This window comes from Mesorhizobium sp. M2A.F.Ca.ET.067.02.1.1, assembly GCF_004023285.1.
In the GTDB taxonomy this organism is placed as follows: Bacteria; Pseudomonadota; Alphaproteobacteria; order Rhizobiales; family Rhizobiaceae; genus Mesorhizobium.
In genome coordinates, this window is sequence record NZ_RZSB01000053.1 from 1 (window position 1) to 15,794 (window position 15,794).

Here is a 15,794-nt window from a genome sequence, read left to right on the forward strand (position 1 = left end):
TATTTCTCCAACACTTCAAGTGCATTGGCACGTTGCTCGTCGGTGATGGGTGCCCCAGGCGCGGTTTCGACATACATGCCGGTGTCCCCAAAGGGTGCTGGCGCACCGGGCACGCTGAGTCCAATCTCCGCCCCCAAGCCATAGAGCCTGACCTGTGTTGCGTTGTAAGCGCCTGATGGAAACGTTAGTGTCGGTCGGTGATAGTCGTCGCTCATTTTCCTCGCTCCTTTTTGCTGCATCCTTCAGTTCACAAGATCTCCCGCCAGCTGAAGTTCTCATCGAATTTTTCCGCGAGCATCGGCGCGACGCGATCGCTGGCGTCCACCACCAACGCCGCGGCCTTTTCGAACGACAGGTCATCCGCATCGAGGCGTGGCCATGCCTGAGCAAGTGCGAGAGCCACCTCGTCCCTTGCTCTGATCAGCATGCTCTTGAACATGAAGGGCCGAGCGCGGAAGGCGCGGGACGTTAAATCCGAGATGCGCTGCATGTCGGATTGGTCGAGATCTTTGATATCGATCCCCACCAGCCTCTCGTCGGCCAACCCCTCGTGCACCAGTGCCGCGTGGTAGACGTCGACGATCGTGTCGAACACAGCCCCCGTGAATGGCCGTGACCTGTCATGGATTTCTGCCGTCACCTCCGACATGCGGCGTGCGTTGCTGGCGAGGCGAATCTGCCGATCGCCGGTCAGTTCGGCAATCCGGTTCAGTTCATTGAGAACAAGTAGGTTGCCGTCGCAGTGCCGCAGCAGCCGGTCCATGCCGCTGTCGAAATTCAGGAAGGATAAGAGCGAGACCAGATCCGAACTGGCTTCGTGGAACGGTCCGAAATCGCCTTGAGTCAGGCCGCCGGCTGGTGTCCCGAACAACGAAAACAAGATTGCGTGGCCGACCTCATGTGCGATCACATCGAAGTTGAGCGCGTAGGGATACTTGCCTCCGTCGATGCCGCGCTCTCGGCCGAGTTCCAGATAGCCATAGCCCGATTGCGCATTCTCCCAGTTGACGAAGGGGATGATTTCGAGCCGCTCGTACGTCTCGGCAAAATACCAGACAATCGGTTTGCCGAGGTAGCTTTCCCAGATGTCCAGCACGCGGCTGACCGAGGCGAAAGCGTGTGCAGCAAGGAACTGTCGCGAGGTTAGGGAAATCTGATCGAAATGGCCGTCAAAGCCAGCCTCTGCAGGCGGAAAGATCTCCCCGACAAACGGTGGCAGATAAGGGTAGTCGTAAGGCTCCTTGTCGAGGAGCGGATCGCGAACGTAAATGCGGTGATCTTCCGGGCCGGAGCGGATCAGATCGGGTGGAGTAGAAATCCATACTGTTTCGGGTGTTCCGTAACCCGAAAGATGAGGGACCTGCGGGTAGACCAGGAACCGCGTTCCCAGCAACCGATCTTGCGCAACGACACGATCGACCGCGTCCAATTGCTTGGCCCCCTCTGACGCTGCCACGCTATCACGGTGCTTAGGTTGCGTAAATCGTCGGCCGCCAAGAGGTCACGACCTATAGCGCCAGCCCCGCATCATCCATATCCTTGGAGAAGGCGGAGGTTAGCTGCAATTCCGGCATGGGGTGTGCTTTTTCAAATGCTTGGTCCCGCAAAAGTTCGAGTGCCCGCAGGGCATCTTGCTTTTTTTGCTGGACGAAAGCCGCGCCGAGCTCCCTGCACAATTTCTCGACGTCGTCGTTGCCGTGATGCGCATCCCGGACCATCCGTGCCAGGGTGCGCTCGCGAAAGTTGACGGCCTGTGCCGCACCCTCGAGCCTCGCCTGCTGTTCGGATGAAATCACGCCGCGCCGGCAAGCAGCGCGAAGGGTCCGGCGCAAGTCAATCAGCGCATGCGTCAATTGAGCGAAATTCACCTCGGCCGGTCCATGCAATACCGCTACAGCGTCGTCGGGTGCAAAGGCGAAGCGGCGATACCATCGGTAGATAAGCCCGACGCCTTGCATATAGGGGAACAGCTCGGCTGCTCGAAGGGCGCCCATGCTGGCCGCTCCGAAGACATGAATGCCGCGGCTGAGAGCCCAAAGGATTTCCTTGTGCCGAACCGCCGGCTCAGCCTGAAAACCGCCGTCTATGACAAGGATCGCGCTCGGGTCTAAATGCTGCACGGCTGAAACAATCGATCCTTGCACGGCGGGGGGAAGGCATACCGCATCGACGACCTTCAACGCGTCGGCATGGGACACGGTAGGGCCGGTGAAGACAAGTTTCGGGCGCATAAAATCTACCCCTGCAAAAGTGGCTGCAAGGCAGGGATGACGATCCTGACAACCGACAGGACGTCGAACGGTCGCGTTCTTACCCGGACTAGGTGGACCGCATCGAACCCTCCGTCTTCGAGAATTGCCAAGAGGACCGACAGCCCGTCCGACGCCGTGTTGAAATTCTGCTCGGCGAGCGCGCGGAAATCCACGCTGCGCGGTCCATCGCGGAGGAGCCGGCGATGCGCTGCAATCATCTGCCGATCGGGGTATTTCGGATAGGACGCGCGCGTCAGGTCATCGCGTGCCCCCGAGATCGCCGCCAGACGGGCCTGGGCCGCTTCGTAGATGGCGTCCGCCGCCGCGCCGGCAAAACTGAAACCCGCAGCCGAGCCATCAGCCGGATGATCCAAAAGGACCGTTTCCGTCGGTTCGTCTTCCAGCAGATGACACCACACCACCGGGATGCCCAACGGCGACAAAGCCTGCCAAAGGCCGACCAGCACGTTCTTGGCCGCCAAAGTTTCCAGGAGATCGCGGAGCGACGGATCATCGATCGTCTCGGGATCGATGCGTTGACGGTGGAAAAAACCGTGGGTCCGGTATGCCGTGGCGATCGCGTCCCGTTCGATGCATTCAAGCATGCCATGAACGATGGCATCCCGCTCCTCGAAGCCTGCGGCCAAACCGCTCGTCGATGCCGCGAAAATGCCGTCGTGGGGCAGGGACGGCAACACATACGCGGTGTGCGCGAGCTCGAACGGGACCAGGTCGCGGCTGCCGGTAAGAAGATTGTCCGCGGCTACCCACGCCGTGTCCTTACCGCGCCATCCGGGCGTGGCGCCCCCCCGGAGATGCCTTTCGAACCGACCGGGCGGGATGCGCAATTGATCGGCGGAACCGACGACTGTGTCGAAATTCGCCACCTGCTCTGCAAAGAAGGTCTCGGCCGATTCCAGCATGGCCGATATCGCGGCTTGCGCCAGCGTGGCGCCCTTGCCTTGCGCGACCGCGTTGGAGAGCGAGAAAGGTCTTGTCACCTGCACGACCGGGATGCCGAGTTGGTCGAGTCCGGTAATGTCGGCGATCCGCGTAATGCCAAGGCCTCCGCGCATCTTCATCAGCTTCGCCAGCGCCTCGTCGGGCGGCGGACCAAGGCGTTTGTATCGCTCCAGCATCGCGGATTGCTCTTGCAGGGTCGGCTAGTGCCGAACAGCCGATTCGGGATTGACGATCAGCGAGGCGCCCGGCTCGAGAGCGGATTTCGCACGTTCGACCCGATCGCGATAGCGCGCCGACAGTTCAGGTGACAGGCCTGATGATTGAAGGATTTCGTATGTACTGACGAGGAAAGGCACGGCGCCTTGCTCCGCGGCTATGGCGATGCTCTTTTCGAGGGCAGCGACTACGTCCGCCTTCGCATCGCCCTGGAGAAGAAGTAGCTCGGCCCTTCGCCTGTAGAGTTCTGCCAGCCAGAACCGGCTGCCGCCGGCCTCGGCCTGCGCCACAGCCGAGTCCAGCAGAGCGAGCGCCTCATCAACCTCGGCAGTTCTTGTCAAAAGCTCCGCCAGCATGCCGCAATAGACCGGTTCGTCCTCAGGCGTCTGGAACTCCCCATGGAGGCCAAGGCCTCGCCGCATTTTATCCCTGCCGCCCTCGACCTGGCCGGCGTTGCCGTCGCACCAGCCTTCGAAGATCTGCGCTGCGGCGGCGAGGGCGGGCATATGATGACGCTCGGTCAAGTGGCGCAGATCCGCTATCACGCTTCGCAGCATCGAAAAATCGCGGCGATAGCAGTGCAGCATCGCTTCGTTGAGGTAGGCATGCGCGATGCTGCCGGCATGTCCGGTTTGCTGCGCCCAGCTCCTAGCTTCCGACATCGAATGGAGCGCGCCTGCCGGCTTTCCGACGAACCACATTGACAAGGCGCGGTGGGCGAGCCCGCAGACCCTCGCGTCATGTCCGCCGAACAACGCAGCATGGGCTTTGCCGTGGCCGTGCTCATAGAGCGACAGTCCGGCGTCGACTGTCGCGATGCAGCGGTCGTGGCGGCCAAGATTGAAGTCGATTGCCCACACGCAATGCCTGGTCTGGAGTTGCACTTCGGCATCCTCGACATCCCTGAGATCGCTGAGCACGACCTCCGCGCGCTCGCCGTCCATGACGGTATCCGTAAACCACCAGCCCCAGTAGATCGGGAACCACTTGGCCCGCTCGGCCACCGGCCGCCGCCGGGCGATCACCACACCGTCCTCGTACAATTTGCGGGCGGGCGCCGAGTTCGGACCTTCGACAGCGGTCAGGATGGGACCGAGCACGATCATTGCCGATAGCCGCAGCGCGTCTCGCGTGTCGGCTGCCGCAACGCGCTCGCAGAGCGCCAATGCATGCTCGAGTATCTGCCTCGCTTCCGCCATCGCCGAGCGGGACGAGCTTTCCGTGCCTGCGATCACGAACTGAGCTATCGCGTCCTCCAGAAGGCCTGCGCGCTCTGCATGCTCGGCAACCTCGGCGGTGCCCAGCCACCCGGCCAGGTTTCGATTGCGGCTCACCGCGGCAAACAGGCGGCGATGCAAGGCCTGGCGTCTCTTGCGCAGCGTTGCGTTGTAGATCGTCTCCTGGATAAGCGCATGGCGCACGCCATAAACCGGAGCGCCGGAAGGCCGCACACGGATCAGGAACCCGGCCTCACTCAGCGTATCCAGCGCGTTTGCGATGATTTCGTCGTCGAGCTCCGGCAACAGCGCGCGCAGCAATTCCTGATTGAAACGGTTGCCCGCGACGGCCGCAGCGCGCGCGACTTCGCGTGCCGACCCCAGCGTTTCGAGCCTGGCCTCGATCACGCTTTCGAACACCGAGGCATGACTGCGCGTCGCGGTCTGCTCCAGCCGATCCGTTGCCGACGCCGCGTTCTCGGTCATCCACTGGCAGATTTCTTCGATGAACAGCGGGACGCCTCCGGTCACGCGTTCCACCACGTCGAGAAATTCCGGGGAAGTTGACGGCGTGCCTTGCGGCCACATGGCCGCGATCGCCAGCCGCGTTTGCTCGCGGTTGAGCGGCTTAAGCGAGATATGCCTTGGATTCGATGCTGCCAGCCAGCTCCCGGATTCAGGGCGCGTGGTCGCGATGACAAGCGCCCGGAAGTGACGGGCCGACTGTGCAAGTTCAGCCAACAATTGTCTCGACGTCAGATCGATCCAATGGATGTCCTCGACCACCAGAACAATCGGCCCGCTGGCGCACAGGGCTTCGAGCGCGTGGCGAACCGCCCAATTGGCTTTCGCGCGCATCGCCTCGGCGTCGATCTCCTTGAGCATCGGATCGCCCCCCGCAGCGCCGAGCAGGAACGAAAAGATGTCGATGATTTCAGGATCGTGGACGTCATGATCGCGGAAAGCTTCCGCCACGGCGGCAGCGCTCAGCGGCCCTTCATTGCCGGCGAGATCGCCGCGTACGTTCTGTAGCAGCGGATGGAGCGCCGAGCGCAAGCCGCCGGGCGTGCACTGGAAGAATAGGAGTTTCGCGCGCTGGTGACGCGTGCGCCGGCGCACTTCGTGAAGAATGCGCGACTTGCCGATCCCGGCCTCGCCCTCGATCACCACAACGCCGCCGTTTCCCGCAATGGCGCTGTCCCATGCTTCGGCGATTGTGGCGAGCTCGGCCTCGCGATCGACGAGCGGACTGCTCAGCCGCCCGAAGGCGAAGAAGCGGTCGACCTCGCGCTTGTGACTCAGCGCGCGCCAGACCAGCTCCGGCTCGGCAAACCCCTTGATCGCATGGGCGCCCCTAAAGCTGAACACATGCGACCGTCGCGCCAGGTTGCGTGTCGCGTCCGAGACCATCACCGTATCCGGCTGCGCGATGGCCTGGAGCCGCGTGGCCATCGCGAAGGCCGGGCCGGTGACATTGTCGTGACCGGTATCGGCGTCACCCTTGTGGATCAGGGTCATCGATGTCGCGATTCCGACTCGGACATGCAAATCGGCGCGGCCTTTGTCCGAGCCGACGCGCCTGCAGGCGTCGATGATTTCGAGCCCGGCTCGGATCGCCAGCGATGCCGCGTCCTTGGCGTCTATTTCGGCAGGAAACAAAGCAACGCCGCCATCACCGACCTCGACCTGGACGGCACCCGAGCATGACGCGACCGCCTGTTTCGTCGCCCGCTGGAAGGCTGATATAAGTTCCTCGAACTCTTCGATGTCCAGGATGGCAAGAAGGTCGGTCGATCCGACCAGGTCGTAGCAGAGCGCGGTCAGGATTCGACGCTCATGCCGGGCTTCGGACGGATTGTCGCCGATGCCGCCCAGAAAACCTGTTGCCACAGACGCCCCCGGCAACGCGACCGGACCCTTCTCCGACATGCTGCGATTTCCTCGCCGAGTGCAGTGGCGGCAACATTAGCAAAGTACGATGCTGTCCACAAAACACTTGATCGGTGGGCAGGGCAGGAAAAAGCCGATGCCGGGATCGTTATGGAGAGAAATCCTCAATGCGCAAACTCTCCTTGGCGTTGACACCAGCTGTAACCGCTTTCGTTCCGGGGCCCCTGCACAACGTCTCAAGCCGCAACCACTTCAGGACGCTCCGCCATGCGTCCGGGCCGCGCCGGATGATCGCTACCACATTTGCGAGCGTCTGATGACGGTTTACCGGACGATCACCCCCCACATGAGGTTTGAGCCTATCAGAGACGCGCCGGGAGCGCGAACCACTGAGTCGCAAGAGATGACACCTTCGCTCGAGTGGCGTTTCAATCGACAAGATCAGAGCGCAGCTGGCGCGGAAGCGTTCTCGATCGCTGTGCCAGGCGCGGGTGGAGGTCTTTGACCAATGCGCTATGTCTGCCTGCGCAACCTGCGCTCGCGAGCGACATCAGCCAAGTACACTGTCGGGTCCTGGTCGTTTCGCTGCGCAAGGGCGTTGGCGATGTCGAAGCTATTCAGGCCGATGTCCTGGAGTTCGCGTGCGCTCATCGACGCGAGGAAAGCGAGCTGCCTTCGTCGTGCCCAAAAGCGCGGCAGCCAAAGGACAGCAGCAACGGTTGCGTGCAGAAGTGCCAAAAGGCATCGGACAGTACGGCTCTCCTTGCGTCCCGCTGCCCTTTGGGGGAATTCGATGCTGGTCATGACCATCTCTCCTTCTGCGGCCGCCTTTCATGAGCGGCAGGTGGAGACTAGGCGAGCTTCCGGCGCCTGGCCTGATATCCAGCCGAAACATTTCCGAAATGGAGGTGAAATCGGGCCGTACCAAGATCCCAATGGCTCGTAGGTGCGAATTTCCTAATATGCCGGGCTGCGCTATTGTAGGGCACCCTTCAAGGGAGAACGCGGTTGGCAGAAGCCGACCGTCCGGACAAGGCCCTCATCCGGCTTGGCGCATGCGCCCTCGACCGGGATCGAGGTCTCATTTTGAACAACGGCAGGCCTGTTGACGTTCGCGCGAGGACCTTTTCGCTGTTGGTCTTTCTCGTTGAGCACGCAAACCGCGTGGTGAGCCGAGATCAAATATTTGAGGTCGTGTGGAAGGGTCTTACCGTCACTGACGACGCATTGACACAAACGATCCGCGACCTTCGAAACGTTCTTGGCGACGAGGGGGCAGCCCAGATCAAGACGGTTGCGAAGCGCGGCTATATGCTCACGCTTCAATCGCAGGACGAACCGAGGGGTGACGGCAGTAATACAGCCAGTGAAGAACCTCAGGCAGAGCCACACCTAGGAGAGCGACATCCCCTATCCGAAGCTCAGCTCGATGTGCTTTTAGCGGCCCACGCCGACGCGGATCTGCCGGGCGAACGATCATTGCGGCGCGCGTTCGACGTGTTGGTCGATGAAAGCACGTCGACGGTGCCTCTTGTGGGGACGGCAGAATCGGCTGAGGCGCAGTCGGCTCGCGTCTCTGGGCGCGACAGGCCCGCGGTCGCGGTGCTGCCGTTCGCGCTCGAGGATGTCGCTTCCCGGCACCTCCGCATTTTGAGGGACGGGTTGCTGCGCGACATCATCCGCGACGTTGCCCGACTGCGAACTGTCTTCGTCATCGCGGCGAACTCGCTGCAGGCTTTGTCGTCAGTGGGATTGAGTAGGCTGGAAGCCGCCCGGCTGCTTCGCTGCGACTATGTCTGCGCCGGCAACATCACGCTGGACGGACCGACCCTTCGGGTCGATGCCGAATTGATCGCGGCAGACGGCGGCCATGTGCTCTTTTCGGATATATTCTCGAAGCCCCTCGCGTCCGTCCCGCAGGTCGGACAGTCCCTTGCCAGCGAGATTGCCACGCTGATCGCCGGCGAGGTAAATCTTGCGGAGCGCAACATCGCGGTCAGGCGGCCCCTTCACCAATTGGACGCATGGCAGGCCTATCATCGCGGCTTGGGGCACATGCACTTGTTCACCGGCCAGGACAATACGGTCGCCGAGAATCTGTTCAAGGCGGCGATCGACCTCGACACGCGCTTTGCAGGTCCTTATGCCAGCCTTTCATTCACACATTTCTTGAAAGCATATCTATTTGATCCGGCGCACCTCTCCGAGGAAGGGCGGCTCGCTCACGATCTTGCGGCCCGCGCAGTGGTGGTCGATCCGCACGACCCTGCGGCGCATTGCGCTCTTGGGCGCGCCCTCTGGATCATACCGAGGCTCTGGAGCGCGCGACGGTCCTCAGCCCTTCATATGCTTTTGGGCATTACTCGCGAGCCTTTATCGAAGCGCACTCCGGGGATGCCAAGTTGGCTATTCAGGCGGCCGACCATGCAAGAGAACTGTCGCCGTTCGATCCCTTCCTCGCTCCCAACCAAGCCGTGCGCGCCATTTCGCTGCTGCGACTCGGAAGAGCCGGCGAGGCTGCTGCGTGGGCCCTGCGTGCCACGCTCCATCGCAACGCTCATGCCCATGTGAGGCGTGTTGCGGCGTTGGCGCTGACTGCGGCCGGCCGGACCGACGAGGCCAAGCAATTGGTGCAACTGGTCAACGGTGAAAGCCCAGAAAACGGACACGAGCTGTTCCTTCGGGCAAACAGAATGCGGCCAGATGTCGAGAAGTTGCTGCGCGTCCTTGGCCAGCAAAGCGGGCTGCGCTGAAGCAACGAGCGAGGTCGACGTTTGAGTTCTGCAAACCAAATCATTCGACGGATGGACACGGCGCTGGATCAGCGTTTTGAACCAACTTTGGCGAACCGCTCTGTAGAAGTCTAAAGTGTCCCCCGCATCTTGCGGATTTGCACACGCACTCTGCGCTCCGCAACCTATGAGCCAGAACCGTCTGAATGAGTTTGAGCTCCGTGTCCGGTCGCAAGTTAGATAAAACGTTCGATGCCCCCAGCAAATCTCCCGTTTCAAAACCTCGGCGAAGGGTTTACAAGCGCGGATGTCACCAGGGCCGATCCCAAGAGCGATCCCGCGGTAGCAATCAGCCTTATAGTCGGACGAGGTTGTGCGTCAGGTGACGAGGGAGAAGCCATGCAGCAGGGCGTCCGCTGAGCCATATCTTTACGCCGTCGACTCCCGTCCTTGTTATCTGTCACACACTGAAGGCGAGACTGGGCGCGGCGATCGTCCCGGCGGATCTTGCCGCTGTCGCGAAGGCGCCGACGTGTCGAATACCCACAATCCGAGGAGTAGACCCCGGCGGTTGATCGTGGCTCAAAGGTTGCTCGGATTTTGCGTCGTTTCGTCCTCGCGATCGCTCGAATTGCGAAAATGGGTGAACTGGTAATCATACGCCTTGGTACACCAGCCGAGTGAAGAAGCCCGGATCGATGACGGAGTTACCCCACTTGGCGTCGAAGGTGGCGGTTGGCTTGGCGGCGACCGTCTCGTCGCGCGACCAGCCTTGCATTTTCAGCTTCGCGACGTTCTCGCGGACAGCCACGAGCATGTCGCGGAACTCTTGGAGTTCCGCCCGGTTGCTAGCAGGCTTGCCGTGGCCCGGAATGATGATCGTCTTGTCTGTCGTCGCGGCCAGATTGGCGTCCGACGCCGCGATCATGCCATCGATGCTGCCGCCGGTGGAATAGTCGATGAAGGGGTAAAGGCCATTCCAGTACGTGTCGCCGACGTGGACGATGTCTGCTTCGGCGAACGTGACGGATATGTCGCTGTCGGTGTGAGCAGAGCCATAATATTTCATGCCTACCGAGGCGCGGTTAACCTTGATGGCGTGCTCGTTTGCGAACACGTTGGATGGCAGCCCGTCTATCGGCAGCGGCAAGAAGTTGTAGTCGTAGTCTTCGACCCGCTGGACCTGCGAAAGGTATTTGCGCGTGTTTTCATGGGCCGTGATCTTTGCCCCGAGCGCGCCAAGCCACGCGTTGCCGTCGGCATGGTCGAAATGCCAATGCGTGTTAATCAAGTGTGTTACGGGATCGGCCGAGAGCTTATCCAAGGCTTCGGTCACGTGTGTCCGTGACACTCCGATGCCAGCGTCCACCAGAAGATTGCCGTCCGGCCCCGTGAGAACGGCGATGTTCCCGCCCGAACCCTCCAGCACGCTAATACTGCCGCGCAGTTGATGCGCGACGATCGGCGATACGGCAGCGCTATCCCTGACAAGACTGACAACACCGCGAGCCTCGGCATACGCTTCCCTGGGACTGAGCCATCCGCCGGTAGCCGCTGAAGCAGAGGCGGCTGCGCAACAGAGGCAGAAACTCCTTCGCGATATCTGATTGGTCTGAGACATCATTTCCACTCCGCTTGGAAAACAATAGCGCAAGCACGACTGACATTTGTCCGTGCTGACACCCGCGGGCTTTACGCAAGCTTCTTCAGGGCAGCGAGCAGGATGTTGAACACTTCCTGCCAGCCGGAGCCGTCCACGAAGGCGCCATGAACTAGAACGATCGAGACAGGTTTGTCGGCGGCGAAGGAAGCGACGGGGAGCCAAGGATCATGGCGGCGAGAAATCCCCTGATTGTTCGTTTCACAATGACCTCCAATGTATGTTGGCAACCGCCGCGACGGTATCGCATTCAGCCATGCCCTCTTTGGGGCCGGCTGCTGTCCGTCCGCTTGTGGGCACTACTCGAAACAGCCGCCGTCGCATGTTCAGCCGCTCAAGCATTGAACGGGGCCGACGCCAGCCATCCGGGAAGGCCGCGTCGGCAGTTCAGCATAGTTGACGGCCCTTATCCGCCGTTCGATGAAGAGAGACTGCCGCGGGGCGGCTCGCTGTCTCCAGCTGCGCCTGTATGGGTTACGCCCGGCATTAATTCGTCTGGGCGGCCACGCCGGCAATGAAGTCGGCGACTTCTTGAGGATGCGAGAGCATCACCGCGTGGCTGGAGTCGATTTCCACCACTTTTGCTTTCGCGCGTGCCGCATTGGCGCGCTGCTGGCTGGGTGGGATCATGTGATCTTTGGTCGTCACCATGAAATAGGTCGGCTTCTCCTTCCAGGCGGGGGCGGTGATCTTTGTCTGCACGGCTTCCAGACCCCAGGGCACCTGCGCATCCGCCATGAAGCGAGCCGTCTTTGGATCGACATCGGCAGCGAAGGAAGTCGGGAACTTCTCCGAGTCGCAGAGCAGGAAGTTGTTACTTGGCGGGAGCAGCGGCGCCTTGTCCTCGCCGGGCGTGGGCGCCGTCGCGATGTCGAACACGGATTCTCCGGCCTGGGGTGCGTAGGCGGCGAGGTAGACCAGGCTCTGCACCTTGGGCAGATCGCCAGCCTCTGTAATGACCGCGCCGCCATAGGAATGACCCACAAGCACCACCGGCTTCTTGGCCCTGGCGATAACCTGGCGGGTCGCTTCAACGTCACCTTTAAGGGTGACAGTCGGGTTCTGCACCGCCAAGACCTGGTAACCTTTCGCGGACAGGATGTCATGGACGGCCTGCCACCCGGAGGCATCGACGAAGGCACCGTGAACGAGCACGATTGAGACGGCCTTTTCGGCAGCGGAGGCTGCGAGCGGGGAAGCGGTTGTGATCATGGCTGCGAGTAATCCTGTAATTGCACGTTTCATTGTCCTGTTCTCCTAGCGTTTCATGTGACGTCGACCGGATCGAGAACGATCGGTGTTCGTTCGGCCAGATCGCCGATCTTCTTTGCATAGTTCTTGAAGTGCGGCGTCTCGCGATGGACGTTAAGCGCGGTGTCGTCTGAGTAGAGCTCGTCAAGTATGAAGCGGTCCGGATTGGCACGGTCGCGCCAGATGTCCCATCTCATATTGCCGGGCTCCGTCCGACTGGATACTCGTGTGGCGCATAGGAGCCGCTGGAGCTCTGCGGCCTTGCCTGGCCAAGCGGTAAGGATTCCCACGATCTTGACACCGGTCGACATGATCCAGTTCTTTCTCCGAGAGGTTGGGTCGGCGCCGAGGCCGACCCGCAGGACCTCAGGCGGCGCGCTTGCCTTCGCACTGGCGGTCGAGCGCAGCGATCAGCGCTGCACCTATCGGATGATCCGAACGCGGGTTCTGGCCCGTGATCAGTTCGCGATCCTCGACCACATAGGGATCGAAATCGACCGGAGTTGTGGTCACGTTGGCGCCTGCAAGCGTCAGCGCGTAAGGCATGTGGAAATAGATTTTCGCGTGCAAGATGTTGTCCTCGATCACCTTCTCTTCGGTCGAAGAGAATATCGTCATCTTGTAGCCCGCATACTGCCAGCCTTTGGCCCACTCTGCCGCCTTGTCCGGATCTCCGGCAATCAAAGCCGCGCGAAACTCGCGTGCGTAGGGCATCGCGGCGACCGCTGATATGGGTCCGTGGCAAAGCAGGGCCGTGGGTTTCGCCTTCTCATGAAAATGGCGGAGCACATCGCCGACGTCCTGATCCTGCATGAGGTCGACGACCGGGGCCTGCCCACCCGGAGCGAACACACCGGCGTAGTTGTCCAGCCCTTCTTCGATTACCGACCGGAGCATTCGCGGCGTCATCGATGGATGGTCGGCGTAGAAGGCCTTGGCGCGATCGTACGCCGCCTTGTCGCCGCCGAAATGCGCCGGCGCATCAGAAGCCTTGTCGATTACCGGTTTTTCGCCATTCGGCGTCGCGAGCACGACCTCATAGCCGGCATCGATGACGGCCATTGCTGGAACGACCGTCTCATTGAGGTACTGTCCTGTAGCGCCCCACCGGCCGCCCTTGACCTCGATCCTGGTCGCATTGGACCCGAGAATAAGCACTTTTCCTTTGCTCACATTGTCCTCCATTGCGTGTCGTAGGTGGACTTGGCCTCCAGCGCTCGGTGGAGGGCACCGTTTCAGGTCGGTAAGTGGACGATAGGTTGGGCGGGCTAAGCCGGCGAGTGAATCGATGTGAAAAATTGCTGCGCTAGTTGCTTCGACGTTCACATCGATTCATTCGCTTAAAGGAGCGCCGTGCATCATCCTGGAGCGAGTCCGCGAGCCAACCAGCCCATGCCCCTCCGACCATCTCAGAGCAGTCTTCCCGATGTCGAGTATGCCAGGATCGGCATCATTGGCTGTGGGCGGCTCGGCTCAGCCATCGCGCGCCTCGCAGTGGGGGCCGGCATGGTGGCGGTTGTCAGCAACAAAGGAGGAAGGTCAACCCTTCAAGATTTTGCAAGGGAACTCGGGGACCTAGCCGTCGCCGCTAGCGTGACCGAGGCGGCGCAAGAAGAAATCGTCGTGCTCGCCGTACCATGGTCCCAGCTTGCCGTGGCGCTACTGGAAGTGCCCGATTGGGACGGCAGGATCGTGATCGATGCAACGAACCCCGACATGCCTACCGCCGCACTCCCCGATTTCCTGGCCAGGAACTCCAGCGAGATTGTATCCCACCTCGTCCCGGGCGCACGAGTGGTAAAGGCCTTCAACACGCTGCCGCCTCAGTTGCTGCTGATGTCCCCGGAGGCGGCGACTGGACGGCGTGTCATCTTCTTTTCTGGCGACCATGCGCGTGCCAAGGCGGTGATCGGCAGGATGATCGCGCATCTGGGCCTGGCCGGCATCGATCTCGGCCGACTCTCCGAAGGCGGCAGGTTACAGCAGTTTCCCTCGGGTGCTCTTGTCGGTCTCAATCTCATCAGTATCGGCCCGTCGACTGTCTTCTAGCCGCGTGAGCAGCTGTGCGGCTTCGACGAGATCGACCGTCTCGAATCCCTCCGTGAATTTTGCCCGCAACTCAGACAGGAACGCGTGCGCCACAGCGATCCTGCCCTGTTCCGCCAAAAGACGCGCCAGGCTGATGCCCGTGCGGAGCTCCCAGGCAAGCGCCCCTTGCCGCCGGGCCCAGTCCAGGGAAAGTAGAAAAGTCTCCTCGGCCGCATCGGGTGCCCGTCGTGCGGCCAAAAACTCGCCTTTGACGCGCAGCAACTCCGGAAAATACCAAACGTCCCCCGAGCGTTCGGCGAGTGCGAGTGCATGCTCGATCACTGTCGCCGCATCATCAGCCCGGCCCGCAGCGGCGAGACCCTGCGCCAGGGCGGCCCGAAGCGACGCGTAGTGAGCGTGAAAGGCCGCTTTCGGGAGCTCGGTGAGGGCCACCTCCAATAAACGCGAACCAGCTTCAGGATCGCCGTCGCGGATCATGATCTCGCCCCGGTAGGCTCGAATCCAGACGCCGTAGCTGACTTGCCGCGCTACCGCACCCTGCAGCAAGGCCAGCAGCCTATCGGCGGAAGGCCTGTCGCCCGCCAGGAGCGCGACCCGGCAACCCGACAATGCGGTCGCATGAAATATCGAAGGATCGTGGGCAAGGTTTTGTGCCAGTTGCGCACTGGTCTCGACTATTTTCATTGCCTGCTCGGGCAAACCCTGAAGCCAAAGCGTCAGAGACAATGCCGAATAGGCCGTGACCCGTTGATCGAATTGGAAGCGGATCAGGTGCGAACGATCGGACGGAGCCACATATGAGCGAAGGACCTGTTCCATCGTGCTGCGAGCGGCCTGCAGTTCTCCCTGAGCCCAGAGGACCGTTCCAATGATCCGATCGCCCACGACGGGATCGGCAACATCCGACGACAGCGCCGCGACGTCCCTGAACTTGCGCGCCGCCTCGAGGGCCCTAGCCTGGCTCTCGCCGGTGTGATGGCCAATCCAGGTGCCCCATAGTGCACGGAGCTGATAGTCGATGTCGCCGATCCGCTCAGCGATTTGGAGCGTCGCTGACCAGGCCAGTTCCGATTCCGGTCCCGGCCCCTTGGTAAGGGTCGAGGCCGCCGCAAATGCTGCGAAGAGCTGCATCTCGCGCTTGCCTCCGCGAGCGACATCGGGACTCAAGACTGAGAGAGCGCGTTCGACGCGAGTTCGGCATTCCTCGAGGAGGGTCAGGCGAGTCCACAGCGGAACGGCGTTGGCAGTGAGCGCCACGCCGACATCACCGTCGCCATCAGGCGATAGAGCCCAATCAATGGCAACGTGGACGTTGTCGATGCAGCTGCTGTACTCGGCCATCCACTCGGCTAGCGGCCTGCTGAAAAACTCGGAATGCGCCCGATCAAGAAGCGCGGCGTAGTAGGATGCGTGGCGACGCGCCGAGGCGGAGCTTTCGCCTGCCTCGGTCAACTTCTCGCGAGCGTAGCTTCGAGTCGATTCTAGCAACCTGTATTGGGTCACCGTACCGCTGGTGTCGGCTGCCACCAGCGACTTCGATACCAGGCCTGCAATCACAGCCGCC

At 61.5% G+C, this 15,794-nt stretch carries 13 protein-coding genes and 1 pseudogene; 3 read left to right on the top strand and 11 right to left on the bottom strand.

Annotated features, from left to right (window positions below):
• From EOA28_RS07270 to EOA28_RS07295, 6 genes are all read right to left on the bottom strand, one after another.
• Positions 1–215, bottom strand: a 215-nt coding sequence (locus tag EOA28_RS07270; RefSeq protein ID WP_148670667.1) for a hypothetical protein, incomplete at its 3' end; no start/stop codon positions are given.
• Between the two features lie 32 nt (positions 216–247).
• Entirely contained in the window at positions 248–1,429 is a 1,182-nt protein-coding gene (locus EOA28_RS07275) for a hypothetical protein (RefSeq protein ID WP_127249229.1), read from the bottom strand.
• A 79-nt stretch (positions 1,430–1,508) separates the two neighbouring features.
• A complete protein-coding gene (locus tag EOA28_RS07280) occupies positions 1,509–2,231 on the bottom strand; it encodes a TfuA-like protein (RefSeq protein WP_127249228.1) in 723 nt (240 codons plus the stop codon).
• 5 nt (positions 2,232–2,236) lie between these two features.
• Entirely contained in the window at positions 2,237–3,391 is a 1,155-nt protein-coding gene (locus EOA28_RS07285; RefSeq protein ID WP_127249227.1) for a YcaO-like family protein, read from the bottom strand.
• Between the two features lie 24 nt (positions 3,392–3,415).
• On the bottom strand, positions 3,416–6,577 hold the full coding sequence (locus EOA28_RS07290; protein WP_128314753.1) for an AAA family ATPase: 3,162 nt from the start codon (positions 6,575–6,577) through the stop codon (positions 3,416–3,418).
• A gap of 474 nt (positions 6,578–7,051) precedes the next feature.
• On the bottom strand, positions 7,052–7,342 hold the full coding sequence (locus EOA28_RS07295) for a DUF1127 domain-containing protein (RefSeq protein WP_189341966.1): 291 nt from the start codon (positions 7,340–7,342) through the stop codon (positions 7,052–7,054).
• A gap of 204 nt (positions 7,343–7,546) precedes the next feature.
• Here EOA28_RS07295 and EOA28_RS07300 point away from each other — a divergent pair, with 204 nt between their 5' ends.
• Together EOA28_RS07300 and EOA28_RS38695 are read left to right on the top strand one after the other, a co-directional pair.
• Positions 7,547–9,109, top strand: a complete 1,563-nt coding sequence (locus EOA28_RS07300; protein WP_127249224.1) for a winged helix-turn-helix domain-containing protein — start codon at positions 7,547–7,549, stop codon at positions 9,107–9,109.
• A gap of 14 nt (positions 9,110–9,123) precedes the next feature.
• A complete protein-coding gene (locus EOA28_RS38695; protein WP_189341967.1) occupies positions 9,124–9,291 on the top strand; it encodes a hypothetical protein in 168 nt (55 codons plus the stop codon).
• A gap of 634 nt (positions 9,292–9,925) precedes the next feature.
• On the opposite strand, the gene EOA28_RS07305 is transcribed toward EOA28_RS38695, so the two are convergent.
• The 4 genes from EOA28_RS07305 to EOA28_RS07325 form a co-directional block, all read right to left on the bottom strand.
• Positions 9,926–10,891, bottom strand: coding sequence for an MBL fold metallo-hydrolase (locus tag EOA28_RS07305; RefSeq protein WP_127249223.1), 966 nt, complete (start codon positions 10,889–10,891; stop codon positions 9,926–9,928).
• A 525-nt stretch (positions 10,892–11,416) separates the two neighbouring features.
• The gene (locus tag EOA28_RS07315) at positions 11,417–12,175 is read right to left on the bottom strand and encodes an alpha/beta hydrolase (protein WP_127249221.1); all 759 of its coding nucleotides are present in this window, start codon (positions 12,173–12,175) and stop codon (positions 11,417–11,419) included.
• 20 nt (positions 12,176–12,195) lie between these two features.
• Entirely contained in the window at positions 12,196–12,492 is a 297-nt protein-coding gene (locus EOA28_RS07320; protein WP_126081322.1) for a putative quinol monooxygenase, read from the bottom strand.
• A gap of 55 nt (positions 12,493–12,547) precedes the next feature.
• The gene (locus EOA28_RS07325; RefSeq protein ID WP_245501487.1) at positions 12,548–13,507 is read right to left on the bottom strand and encodes a DJ-1/PfpI family protein; all 960 of its coding nucleotides are present in this window, start codon (positions 13,505–13,507) and stop codon (positions 12,548–12,550) included.
• 66 nt (positions 13,508–13,573) lie between these two features.
• Here EOA28_RS07325 and EOA28_RS07330 point away from each other — a divergent pair, with 66 nt between their 5' ends.
• Positions 13,574–14,230 carry an NAD(P)-binding domain-containing protein gene (locus tag EOA28_RS07330; protein WP_127249220.1) on the top strand — a complete coding sequence of 219 codons (657 nt, stop codon included), beginning with the start codon at positions 13,574–13,576 and terminating at the stop codon, positions 14,228–14,230.
• Here EOA28_RS07330 and EOA28_RS07335 read toward each other — a convergent pair.
• Positions 14,159–15,794, bottom strand: a pseudogene (locus EOA28_RS07335) (tetratricopeptide repeat protein); the annotation flags it as partial. The gene EOA28_RS07330 and the pseudogene EOA28_RS07335 sit on opposite strands and share 72 nt — an antisense overlap.

Bases quoted from the DNA above. Each gene is read 5' to 3' on its own strand.
- EOA28_RS07330 (WP_127249220.1), top strand. From the start codon at position 13,574: ATGCCCCTCCGACCATCTCAGAGCAGTCTTCCCGATGTCGAGTATGCC.
- EOA28_RS07320 (WP_126081322.1), bottom strand. From the start codon at position 12,492: ATGTCGACCGGTGTCAAGATCGTGGGAATCCTTACCGCTTGGCCAGGC.
- EOA28_RS07295 (WP_189341966.1), bottom strand. From the start codon at position 7,342: ATGACCAGCATCGAATTCCCCCAAAGGGCAGCGGGACGCAAGGAGAGC.
- EOA28_RS07305 (WP_127249223.1), bottom strand. From the start codon at position 10,891: ATGTCTCAGACCAATCAGATATCGCGAAGGAGTTTCTGCCTCTGTTGC.
- EOA28_RS07315 (WP_127249221.1), bottom strand. From the start codon at position 12,175: ATGAAACGTGCAATTACAGGATTACTCGCAGCCATGATCACAACCGCT.
- EOA28_RS07285 (WP_127249227.1), bottom strand. From the start codon at position 3,391: ATGCTGGAGCGATACAAACGCCTTGGTCCGCCGCCCGACGAGGCGCTG.
- EOA28_RS07290 (WP_128314753.1), bottom strand. From the start codon at position 6,577: ATGTCGGAGAAGGGTCCGGTCGCGTTGCCGGGGGCGTCTGTGGCAACA.
- EOA28_RS07280 (WP_127249228.1), bottom strand. From the start codon at position 2,231: ATGCGCCCGAAACTTGTCTTCACCGGCCCTACCGTGTCCCATGCCGAC.